The organism is Clostridium tyrobutyricum, assembly GCF_019144085.1.
Lineage (GTDB): Bacteria > Bacillota > Clostridia > Clostridiales > Clostridiaceae > Clostridium_B > Clostridium_B tyrobutyricum_A.
Window position 1 is genome coordinate 1 of the sequence record NZ_JAHHUY010000020.1, and the last position, 11950, is coordinate 11950.

11 protein-coding genes are annotated in these 11950 nt (G+C 36.0%); 4 read left to right on the top strand and 7 right to left on the bottom strand.

The window, feature by feature from the left end:
* Window positions 1-52: 52 nt before the first annotated feature.
* The 4 genes from KM800_RS09815 to KM800_RS09830 all read right to left on the bottom strand — a co-directional run bounded on the left by KM800_RS09815 (window position 53) and on the right by KM800_RS09830 (window position 5757).
* Window positions 53-262 (bottom strand): cell wall-binding repeat-containing protein, encoded by a 210-nt coding sequence (locus tag KM800_RS09815; protein WP_217812924.1) that lies wholly within the window; start codon window positions 260-262, stop codon window positions 53-55.
* A gap of 118 nt (window positions 263-380) precedes the next feature.
* Window positions 381-1223: an SLAP domain-containing protein gene (locus KM800_RS09820; protein WP_217812925.1), complete on the bottom strand. Its 843-nt coding sequence runs from the start codon at window positions 1221-1223 to the stop codon at window positions 381-383.
* A 214-nt stretch (window positions 1224-1437) separates the two neighbouring features.
* Complete coding sequence (locus KM800_RS09825; protein WP_217812926.1) at window positions 1438-4323, bottom strand: cell wall-binding repeat-containing protein; 2886 nt, start codon at window positions 4321-4323, stop codon at window positions 1438-1440.
* Window positions 4324-4707: 384 nt separating this feature from the next.
* Window positions 4708-5757 carry a cell wall-binding repeat-containing protein gene (locus tag KM800_RS09830; RefSeq protein ID WP_217812927.1) on the bottom strand — a complete coding sequence of 350 codons (1050 nt, stop codon included), beginning with the start codon at window positions 5755-5757 and terminating at the stop codon, window positions 4708-4710.
* Between the two features lie 154 nt (window positions 5758-5911).
* On the opposite strand from KM800_RS09830, the gene KM800_RS09835 reads away from it, so the two are divergent.
* On the top strand, window positions 5912-6352 hold the full coding sequence (locus KM800_RS09835; RefSeq protein WP_039657037.1) for a cell wall hydrolase: 441 nt from the start codon (window positions 5912-5914) through the stop codon (window positions 6350-6352).
* Between the two features lie 282 nt (window positions 6353-6634).
* Window positions 6635-6961 (top strand): hypothetical protein, encoded by a 327-nt coding sequence (locus KM800_RS15685; RefSeq protein WP_419195466.1) that lies wholly within the window; start codon window positions 6635-6637, stop codon window positions 6959-6961.
* Window positions 6962-7039: 78 nt separating this feature from the next.
* Here KM800_RS15685 and KM800_RS09845 read toward each other — a convergent pair whose 3' ends face one another.
* Window positions 7040-8458: a sugar porter family MFS transporter gene (locus tag KM800_RS09845; RefSeq protein ID WP_217812929.1), complete on the bottom strand. Its 1419-nt coding sequence runs from the start codon at window positions 8456-8458 to the stop codon at window positions 7040-7042.
* 380 nt (window positions 8459-8838) lie between these two features.
* Here KM800_RS09845 and KM800_RS09850 point away from each other — a divergent pair, with 380 nt between their 5' ends.
* Together KM800_RS09850 and KM800_RS09855 are read left to right on the top strand one after the other, a co-directional pair.
* Window positions 8839-9270, top strand: coding sequence for a MerR family transcriptional regulator (locus KM800_RS09850; RefSeq protein ID WP_217812930.1), 432 nt, complete (start codon window positions 8839-8841; stop codon window positions 9268-9270).
* Complete coding sequence (locus KM800_RS09855; protein ID WP_217812931.1) at window positions 9257-10696, top strand: MFS transporter; 1440 nt, start codon at window positions 9257-9259, stop codon at window positions 10694-10696. Before KM800_RS09850 ends, KM800_RS09855 begins: the two co-directional genes overlap by 14 nt.
* A 70-nt stretch (window positions 10697-10766) precedes the next feature.
* On the opposite strand, the gene KM800_RS09860 is transcribed toward KM800_RS09855, so the two are convergent.
* Entirely contained in the window at window positions 10767-11030 is a 264-nt protein-coding gene (locus KM800_RS09860) for a hypothetical protein (protein ID WP_217812932.1), read from the bottom strand.
* Between the two features lie 14 nt (window positions 11031-11044).
* Complete coding sequence (locus KM800_RS09865) at window positions 11045-11911, bottom strand: tRNA 2-thiocytidine biosynthesis TtcA family protein (RefSeq protein WP_217812933.1); 867 nt, start codon at window positions 11909-11911, stop codon at window positions 11045-11047.
* Window positions 11912-11950: the final 39 nt, after the last annotated feature.

Here is an 11950-nt window from a genome sequence, read left to right on the forward strand (position 1 = left end):
TATTCTGCAATAATCCATATCAAAAATTTAGGAGGTTTGGTCCCTCAATTTCCTAAATTTTCCTGAGGGTCTGACCCTTACTCACTGAATCTGCATAGCCCTCTCCTGAAACCAATACAACATTATCACTAGTTGTAAAGTTTGATGTGGCAACCATTTCTGCTGTCTCGTATCTATTTGCTCCACCTACTCTCGTAGTTTGTCCATTTGTGGCGGCTCTAACGTTGCCAGTTGCCAATGCTGTAGTTAAAACCAATGACATAAGTACAGCACCTGCAAATACTTTTTCTTCTTTTTTTATTCATGTTATAAAAAAACTCCCTTAAAATAAACAGCTGTTACTTAGAAATCAATTCCAAGTAACAGCTGCCTTACTAATTCTATTTATACAATTTATATGCTATGGACCAGCCCTTTAACTCCTGAGCTTTTTCAGGCTTAACTCCTGTCTGAAATGAAAAATTACATAATCTAGCCCTGTAAGGACTAATTTCAAAATCAGCAAGTTCAAATTTATTGGACATAACCACCTGATTTTTATCATTCAATAATGTTATAGGAATTTTCTTGATTACAATAGGCTTTTGAGCAGCATTTCTCATAACACAGGTAGCAAGTATACTCCCATCTGTATTTATGCCAATACTGAAAGTGGATATACTAAACTGACCTTCCTCAAGTTCAGGCAATCCTGATAAAAAATCTTCAAAAACCTTTCTGTCATTATCTTCTATATTTTCAGGCAATCCTTCATAAATTGGTCTAACCTTTTTAGTTACCTTAAAGGTTCCATTTAAAGCTATTTCCCAGTCATCTTCAGGTATGCTGTCCACTTTTACATTTTTCTTGTCAAAATACACTTTTATAGGTCTTACTGAATGAGGTGGAAGTTGTCCCAATCCTCTAAAGTCAAATTGCTGGCTTGCCAGTATTTCATCTTTTGAATTCTTTATTACAAGAGGAATATCCTCCAAATTCAAATTATCGGAAATCCCGTTTCGCACATATATTTTAACTTCATATTTATCTCCCTGATCATATATATATACACCTGATACATTAAGCTGTCCCTCTTTTATTGGAGGCAGTTCCTTTATCTCATCTTCCAATATTTCCTTATGTACGTCTGATATTACAACATTATCATTATCAAGAAGTGACAACTTTGTAGATACATATTCTATATTATCTTTTTTTGGATTATCTTCTGTCTTTTTAACCATATTATACCCCCGAATTTTCTATCATTAGTATACAGATTTTACTACAATATAATAATTTTATAAATATGTTATCTAGATTATTATACTATAACGAGTAATTTTATTCTATATGGTGTGATGAATTTCCACAATAAGGATATAGTAAAAGAGAGAACCGTCAGAAATGACGATTCTCTCTTATTCCGTTCTTATATATTTATACCTGTAGGAATTATTACTGAGTTACTGTAATGTTAGATGGTACAGATAATTTATTTCCATCAGCATCCTTTATATCCAAAGTATTCAAAGCCTTTAATGATATACCTTTTGATAGTTGATCAGTTGTAACTGCTGGAATTGTAACTAAAACTGTAGTTTTAGATGTTACTATTCCAGTATCTACAGTTTCAGGTGTAGACAATGAAGCTCCACCAACTAATACTTCAAAATCATCAGCAGTTGAATCTGATACATCTTCAGAGAATGTTAATTCAATCTTATCAGTTGCAGTCAACTTAGCTGAAACTACAGTTGGAGCTACATTCTCCTTAAGTTCAACTGCATTAGTAAAGTAAGGATTCATTACCTTAGTAGATCCTAGAGCCTTAACATTAGAAATATTAATATTACGAACTCCAGTAAATTGGTTTGATCCGGCCTTCAAATTAAGAACTGCAACTTGAGTTCCACCTGATACTGGATTTAATGTTACTGAATCAATAGTAGCGCCATCAACCTTATAGTTTGATGGATCAGTTGCTGATGCACCGTCAACTGCTCTATCAAATGTAACATTTACCTTATTATTGTCAGCGCCCTGAGCTACATCTGTCACATTAGCAACATCAGTATTAGCAGCCACTCCATCTTTTCCTCTAGTGAAACTTGCTGTAGCATCATCAGCTGCAATACCAGCTCCATTAGTTATTCCTGCAAAGGTAAGATTTAAAGTATATGCTGCATTTTGTACATCATCACTAGCTAATAAAGTATTTAAAGCTACACGAACTACCTTTTTATCTGATACAGATTTATAATTAACTGGTACTCCTGTAGCTGTAAAAGGTGTAGTTACATAATTGTTTATATAAGAACCCGAAGCATCAACAGTAGGACTAGCTGCTAAATCCACATCTTTATCAAATGTAATCTCAAGATATTCATTTCTATCAGTACTATCTACAGAAACAGCACTAGAAACTACTTTTGGAGCTGCTGTATCTTTTACAAAATTAACTACCTTGTTTGTAGTTGTTCCAACTTCACCACTTAAATCTGTAAAACTGGATACTGTTACATCTGTAGCACCATCAAGTACAGAAGGAGCTGTAACATTATAAACTGTTGGATCAGTAGTATCCTGAACAATACTGGTAGGTGCTACTGGTGTACCTGCATAGCTGATAGCTGGATTTGAAATCAACTGTTCTGAAAATTTAACAGCAAAAGTTTTAGCACCAGTTTGAGTAACAGAACTTACTGTAGGAGCAGTTCCATCTTTGTCACCTTTAACTAATGTAATTGTTGCTGGATTTGGAGTCAATAAATTGCCAGCTTGATCTTGAGCACCTATAATTGTTGCAGTAACTGCTTTACCAGCATCGATAGTTGAAGGAAGTGTAAATGTTACTTCTTTACTACCTACTGCAAAATCATTTGTAACGCCAGTAACATCTGTACCATCATCTAATTTATAACTTGGAGTTGGTAATGTTTTTATTGGTTCTGAGAAAACAACTTTAAAAGTAGAAGCTGATGTCTTTGTTGTTGATACAATTGTTGGAGCTGTTGTATCTGCAGGGATATTAACTATTTCATCGTATTTATCAAAGTCACTTCCATCTTTTCCTGATAAACCGTCAACAACAACATTATAACGTTTTGAAAGAGCATTAGCTGAAGTTACTGTAAGAGTTTGTCCATCTTTACTAAGCTCTCCACTTAAACTTCCTGCAGGTACTGAATCAATAGAAGTGAATTCTACAACACTAGTAGACTTAAATGTTCCACTTTCTCCATCTGCAAATAATGAAGCTGGATCAACAGCTTTGTTGAATTTTACTTCAACTTGTGTTGCACTAGTAGGAGTTACTGATTTAACCTGCAGGTCAGTATTAACAGCATCATTTATCTTTTGGATAGTAGCATCTGAAACTACTCCAGTTCCACCAACTACCTGTAAATCAGTAGTCTTTGTAGCCTTAGTTCCAATGTAATCTATAGCCTTAGTAGTTGAAGCTGATCCTTCAGTATCAGTCAATACTAATGGTGCTGCATATTTTCCAGCTATTGCTGAAGCAACCAATGCATCTGCATAACCATTTCCAGTAGCATTTGCTACATAAAGCTTGTCTGCTTTTAAGTCACTGTCAAATTCTTTTAATACTTTTAAGTTAGTATCAAATCTATCTGTTCCACCATCTATTCTCTTGTCAGCATTCAACTGATTGTATGTTGCATCACTTACTACATTAGTAGTTCCTACTACTGTAACATTTGAATCCTTGGCAAAATCAGCTGTATTCTTCATTGTATCAGCATTGTTGTTTGTAAGTAATAATATTTCATTATCAGCTGCTGCTACTGGTGCTACAGATAATGCATCTGCGAATCCAGTTCCTGCTACTGCAATTATGTTTGATTTGCTTACTCCCAAATCAACTAATTTGTTGGCTATAGCCAAGTTAGTAGCATATCTGTCTTGTCCACCAAGTCTGGTTACAGTGTAATCTGATTTTAATCCGTCCTCAATTGAAGCTGATATTGATCCAGTTCCACCGATGATGTATATGTTCTTTGCTTTCAAAGTCTCAATTGCTGACTTTGCATTTGCATCAAGTGTTTGTGAACCTGTAAGTACGATTGGAGCATCTAATTTCTTAGCTAATACAGATGCACTTACTGAATCTGCATAACCTTCTCCTGAAACCAATACAACATTATCACTAGTTGTAAAGTTTGATGTAGCAACTTTTGATGCTGTTTCATATCTGTCAGTTCCACCTACTCTTGTAACTTGTCCAGCTGCAGCTTTAACGTTACCAGTTGCCAATGCTGTAGTCAAAACTAATGACATAAGTGTTGCACTTGCAAGTGCTTTTGTTCCTTTTTTATTCATGTTGTAAAAAACCTCCTCGATTAAGTGAATTTTAATTGAAATTCTTTAAATTTAAAGATAAATATATATATATTTTTAAATATATACTGATTGTTAAAGTAAAATGTACTTAAATATAATACTGTGATTCTAAAAGCACATAATATTATATCACACATATCCTTCACATTCTACTATTTTAGTGTAATTTTATATAATGTTGTATGTTTTTCATATAATTTATACTAATTGTATAATTAATCTAAATTCTTTTCCTATTATATCATAGTGTGTATATCATTTCTAGAGGATATGTCTACCAATTTAGGATTATTATAAAATTTTACCCAGTTTATATTATTCTATAATAAACTGGGTAATCCTTCTTTTTAAATATTTTTTATTTTATTCTATATCTATTATTGAAAATGGGTCGTATAAACTTTCTACCGAAGGAGTAACTACACCTGTCCCTCCGACTATTATAATATTTGCTCCATCATTCTTACCTATTATATAGTTCCTTGCATTTGTAGAGTAAGAATCTGCTGCCTGTGATGTAAGTACAAGAGGTGATCCGTTGTTTGCAGCAGCTGCTGATGCTACAAGTGCATCTGCAAATTGAGTATTTGTAACTCCACCCATTGCCATGTATATTGTACTAAAATCAATTCCGCCGTTATTGTTGAAATAATCAAGTACTGCAAGGTTGGTAGCATAACGATTTGCTGTATTTCCCGTTACCTTGGTTCCATTTACAGAACTTACAACTGACTGTGGAAGAACTGCGTCTCCTCCAACTGCCTTTACTGTCAAGGAATTTTCACTGATTACATCTTTAACTACATCACTTACATCTGTACTGCTTGCAAGTAATACTGGATATCCCTTCTGTGCTGCAATGGCTGCTACTGAAAGTGCATCCGCATAGCCGTCTTTTCCATTTACAAGCATTGCTGTCTTCTGGCCTCCCATTGAGATAACCTTCTCTGCGACAGCTGCATTTGTTCCCATTCTGGTAGTATCTTCAATACCCTGTATACGCTCTACAATATAATTTGAATCAAGGCTTGTCTCAATACTGCTGGATACAACTCCTGTTCCACCTACTATGTATACTTTTTTTGCTCCAATATCAGAAATAGTCTTTGATACTTCACTTTCAAGACTGCTGCCTCCTGATGTCAAAAGTATAGGTGCCTTTAGAAGCTTTGCAAGTGGTGTGGCACTTACCGCATCTGCATAGCCATATCCATTTACAAGCACTACATTGTCTGTTTTGCTGCTTGCAAACTGTTTCTCGGCAAGATTGTCTGCTGTAGCTATTCTGGTTGCCCCAGCTACTCTTGAAACATTGAAATTTGTATCACTGGCTTTGGCAGTTATTCCTCCAAGACTTAGAGTCATTACAAGTGCCAAAGATGAAAAAGCTAATATTTTTTTGATGTTAACCATTACTTTATATAATCCTCCTTTAAATTTCTTAATTACTATTATATAACAACAAAATTTATTTTCCTATCTAAATTTACATAATTTTTGTTGTAACTTTTTACTAACTTATAAATAAACTGGTTAGTGTAGAAAGATTTCACGAGGTGAAAATTGTATGGCTTTTTCCGATAGAGAACTGCTGGCGAGAATTATACAGTGCGAGGCCGGCGGTGAAGGTGAAAATGGAATGAAAGCCGTTGCTACTGTTATTATGAATAGGGTCAGGGTACCCTATGGAGAATACCAGAGAATAGGCCAGGGAAGTATACGAAATGTACTCTATCAGCAGGGACAGTTCGACTGCATGCGTACTGAGATAAGAGGAGTTCCAAATCAACAGAATATATGGAATGCCCGACCTGAACAGATACATTATGATATTGCGGATTGGGCCCTTGCAGGGAACAGGCTGTTTACCATAGGTTATTCACTGTGGTATTTCAATCCATATGCTCCTTGTCCAAGTTTTTTTCCTTCCAGTGGAGTTGGCAGGTTTCAAGTAACTATACCGCAGCACTGCTTTTACAATCCTACAGAACTATATGCACAAACTTAACAACAATTAAATGGAGGTAATCAATTTATGATTTCAAGTTACCCTGATTATTTTGCACCAATGCCTATGATGCCAAGAGGCATCCCTACAATTCCGGGATATCCCATAGGCAATATAGAAAGTCCCTTGACCCGTATGGATGAAGATTCGGACCAGGCGGATTATAAAAGCGACAACTTTGAAAATGAAGATACTGAAGAGAATAATATTAATGAAAGCAAAAATTCAGACAACACACAACAAGATGAAAATCCGGAGGATATTTCAGAAAGCAAGGATAATATGGATATAAATATAGATAAAGGACTTACAAGACAGCAAACAGGTGCAACTGGACCTGCTGCAACCGGGCCTACCGGTCCCCCACCTTTCGAGATGGCTCCAGGATCTCCTGTAGAACAGGATATAAACTACACCCAGGGATATTTGAGAACCCAGATAGGCAAAAGGGTTAGAGTAACTTTTCTCCTTGGTACGGGAACCCTTCAGGACCGTACAGGAATACTTACAGATGTAGGAATAAGTTATATCATAATCAGAAATGAGGAGACAAACACCCGTGAACTTGCAGATATATATTCCATAAAATTTGTGTCCATATTTGATTAAGACCAATAAGTTAGGTAAGTTAAGGGGACAGTTAACAACTTTTCAAAAGTTGTTAACTGTCCCCTGTTTTCCGCGTTTTTATTTTACAGTTTTTATCCTGTAGTTTTTAAAATGCTTCTCTATTTTTTCAAGTGATACATTTCGTGTTTCCGGTGCATATTTATATATGAAAACTATCCCCAGAACCCCAAGTACTGCAAATGAAATAAATGAGTAGGACAATCCAACCGACTTAAGCATCACAGGGAATATAAGCCCTATAAAGAAATTTGCCATCCATAGGAAGAATACTGAAATACCCATTCCGATTCCCCTAAGCCTAAGTGGGAATATTTCTGATAAAAGAAGCCAGCATACCGGGCCAACACACCCCTGAAAGAAAGCCAGGAATACTACGGTCAAGCCAAGTACGGCAAATGGCAGAAGGCCTGAGCCCTGTAATTTTGAAGTTACAACAGACATTGTTAACATTGAAAGTGTAGTCCCTGTAAGCCCCGTTAGAAGCAGCTGTCTTCTATCAAACCTGTTTGCAAGGAATTTTATGAATATAAATGCAGCTGCAACAGCTACTACTCCGTTTGCTATATTTGCAATTAGGGCCACTTGAGTCCCAAATCCAGATTGTTCAAGAATTGTAGTCCCATAATACATAATTATATTAATTCCAGGGATTTGCTGGGTAATGGCTATTCCTATGCCGATAAGCACAAGATGCCTTATCCATGGAACCCGCAAATCTTTAAAAGTAGCCTTGTCCAAATGCTTTTCAGCTTCAATGCTCTTTGAGATTTCCTTTATTTCTATTTTTGCCTCTGCTTCATTTCTGATTTCCCTTAAAACTTCAAGGGCTTTGGCGGCTTTTCCATTGGCGGCCAACCATCTAGGTGTCTCAGGAACTACAAGCATTCCAAACCATAGAAAGACTGCAGGAACTGATGCAATTACTATCATATATCTCCATATGTGTGAATTATTCACGAATATATTTCCCAGTGCAGCATTTAATGTATATGCCATAAGCTGTCCCGTTACAATCATCATCTCATTTTGAGAAACAACACTTCCTCTCCTGTTTGTAGGTGCCATTTCAGCTAAAAATGTAGGTACTATAACCGATGCTCCACCTACAGCCAGTCCTAATATAAATCTGCAAACAATCATGATCATTACATTAGGTGAAAAAGTACACCCGAGTGTTGCAATAAAGAAGATAAGTGCAATGAGTTTTATTATACTTTTTCTGCCGTATTTGTCGGATAATCGCCCTCCCAATACAGCTCCAAAGGCTGATCCAAACAGTATTGAACTTGTAACTAATCCTTCAAGTGCCGGAGTTAGATTCAATTGGTCCGCCCTGCTCATAAAAGGCAGTGCGCCATTGATTACTCCAGTATCATATCCAAATAGAAGCCCACCCATGGTGGATATAATGGATATTTTCTTTAAATTTGATTCTTTCTTAATATTTTGAAAATATTCTTGAGAGTAATCTTCCATAATATCTTCCTCCATACAATTTATATATACTTTCATCTCATAATATATAATAATTTTATTTTAAGTAACAACTTTATTTTATATCAAAGTTGTTACTTTGTAAATACTGCTAATGTTATTCAACTTTGATTATTTCAAAATATCATCCAATATCACCTTGTGAAAACGAGAACAATTCCCCTATCCTTGTTTTTACATTTTTTAGTAAATTTCAGGGACAGTTAACAACTTTATCAAAGTTGTTAACTGTCCCCTATTTTTCATCTGTTTTTTCAAACATTAACCTTGACGTAAATGTTATAGAGTAGTAAAATTTATACTTGTTCCAATCAAATGAATAAAGTATAAAAGATTAAATATAAAAAGAGGTAACTTTTACTATGGAAGAAAATTTCTACAAAATTGAAGATGTATCTACAAAAACAGGATTTACGAAAAGATGCCTTAGATATTATGAGGATGTAGGACTTGTTATACCCAAAAGAACATCCGGCAGCTACAGATTATATAATGCTGCAGATATAGAAAATCTAAAAAAAATAAAAGATCTTAAAGAAAGCCTTGGATTTTCACTGAAACAGGTAAAGGAATTTCTATTTTTAAGGACTTCAATAATAGACATGTTTGAGACCAACAATGCTTCAAATGCAGACATGTACATGGACAGACTAAAAGTCCAGATAGACTTTATAAATGAAAAGGAAAAATCTTTAGAAAGGGTTAAGAAACGGTGCTGTGAAGTTCTCGAAGAATTAGAAGACTTTAAAAGAAATAAATCAATAGACGGAGATGACATTAATGAAAGAAAATAACTATAAATGGACTGCCCTTTCCTGTACTACCATAGGGGCTCTTTTTTCTGTTCTAAGTGGAAGTACCCTCATGATTGCACTTCCTGTAATAATGAAAGATCTAAATGCAGGAGTGGGAGTAATAATGTGGACAATCATGGGATATATGCTGGCCCTTACTATTCTGGTACCCTCCATAGGGAGAATAGCCGACATGTTTGGAAGAAAAAAGCTGTATGTTTCAGGTTTCGCCCTGTTTACCGTCTCGTCCCTGCTCTGTGCAATGTCACAAACTGGAGTTGAACTGCTAATATTCAGAACAATTCAATCCGTAGGTGCATCACTGATGATAGCAAACAGTACTGCAATAATAACAGATGCATTTCCAAAAAATGAGCTTGGAAAAGCACTTGGAATAAATGCAATGATTGTAAGTGTTGCGGCAGTTATAGGTCCTATTCTTGGTGGTTTTCTCATAAATTTCGGATGGAGAACCATATTCTATATGAATATTCCAATAGGAGTATTTGGAACTATATGGGCAGGTGTATCCCTTGTTGAATTACATAAGTCTGCAAGAAATGAAACATTTGACTTCAAAGGCACTTTCAGTTTTACAATTGGAATGCTGGCACTACTTGTAGCTCTTACCATAGGAGGATTCACACAGTGGTCTTCAAGACCGGTTGTAATATTATTCATAATAGCAGCTGTTCTCCTGGGTCTGTTTGTATATACTGAAACCCATGCAAAATATCCTATGCTGGACATGACTCTTTTAAAAACAAGGATTCTCTCTTTTGCATATTTGAGTACACTTTTAAACGGTATAGCAAGAGGAGCAGTAACTTTCCTTCTAATATTCTATTTTGAAGGTGCAAGGGGATTTGATCCGGTTACAGCAGGTATACTCCTCTGTCCTTTTGCAGTTGCAATGATGGCGGTATCACCTATAAGTGGATCTCTCTGTGACAAGTACGGTGCAAGAGTTCTAAGTTCTGTAGGACTTTTAGTATCCGCAGCAGGACTTCTTGGACTTATGGAGATACGCACTAATTCCTCTACATTTTCACTTGTAATATGTATGATTCTTACAGGAGTCGGTTCTGGAATGTTCTTCTCTCCAAATACTAGTTCCATAATGGCCAACGTACCTGAAGACAAGCGAGGAATTGCAGCAGGGGTAAGGACCATGTTCATGAATGCCGGGATGGTGCTCAGTATTGCAATATCAATGGCTGTAATATCTTCAAGCATATCCCCTGCGGCTATGCAGGCATTGTTTGTACATTCACATGTATCAACAGGTTCCATTGCTTCAACCCAGTTTATAGGTGGACTTAGAGTAGCTTTCACTATTTCCTTCATATTCAGTTTGATTGCAGCTTTCATATCATATTTGAGAGGACCTGCACCAAATTGGAACTCACAATCAGCTAAAAATTAAAATAAAGGCAGTAAAACAAGGAGTGGTCAACTCCCATCCGGGAACTGGCCACTCCTTGCCCACTTTTTATTTACTCTTCCTTGATTTCCTCTATTACAAACTTGTCAAAATCAAACTCATCTATAAAATTGTCACTTGTAAAGATTGTTTTTCTTCTTGTGTTGTATTCATCCACATTTGAAGGCAGCCAGTAAGGTCTCTCCATGTCAAAGTCACGGCATATTTCATATATGCATTTCTTCAGGCTGTCCTGGTAGTCTTCCTGATCTTTAATTTCCACAACCTTGTCCTTTATTATCTTGTTCTTGTCTACAATTCTTCCCCATATTTTCAAATTACATTTCTCCTTTAGTCCTCATCATAGTTTTCCAAAAAGGAGTGTTTTTCACCGTCTTTTCTCCATCCAAGTATAGCATCCATGTTTACATTTCTGGCAGCATTGAAAATGGACTTATCCACATCTTTGAAGGACTTCTTCAGTTCCTTTATCATGTCCTTTATCTCATATCGCTTGTTTCCTATTTTTTCTGCGGCTACCATACAGGCACAGTTGAGAGGCCATATTCCGCTGTTCTGTATAAAAGTCTGTATATTTTCCTCATGCACGAAATAAAGAGGTCTTATAAGTTCAAGGCCCTTGAAATTACTTGATTTGAGTTTCGGCATCATGGTTTTGAAATTTCCAGAATAGAGTATGTTTAAAAGTGTGGTCTCTATGACATCGTCAAAATGATGTCCAAGTGCAAGTTTGTTGCATCCCAGTTCCTGAGCCTTTTTATAGAGCACTCCCCTTCTCATCTTGGCACACATATAGCATGGATAGTCCTTTGCTATTTTATTCACCACCTCAAAAATTCCAGAGTCAAAAATGTGTATTGGAATATTCAAGTATTTGCAGTTGTCTATTAAAAGATCCTTTATGCTCTGATGATATCCTGGGTCCATAGCTATAAATTCCAGTTCAAACTTAACTTTCCAGTGGCGCTGGAGTTCCTGAAACAGTTTTGCCATAAGCATACTGTCCTTTCCTCCGGACACAGCTACAGCAATTCTGTCACCTTCTTTTATCATTTCAAAATCACTTACAGCCTTTACAAACTTTGACCATATGCGCTTTCTATATCTCTTTGTAATACTGTGCTCTATATCAGACAGCGATTTTCTTTCATTAAATGGAACAAGTATATCACAGCCTTTTCCTGCAATATCGCCCATAATATCACCCCCTAGTTTAAAGTTGGTGGATTTTCGGCC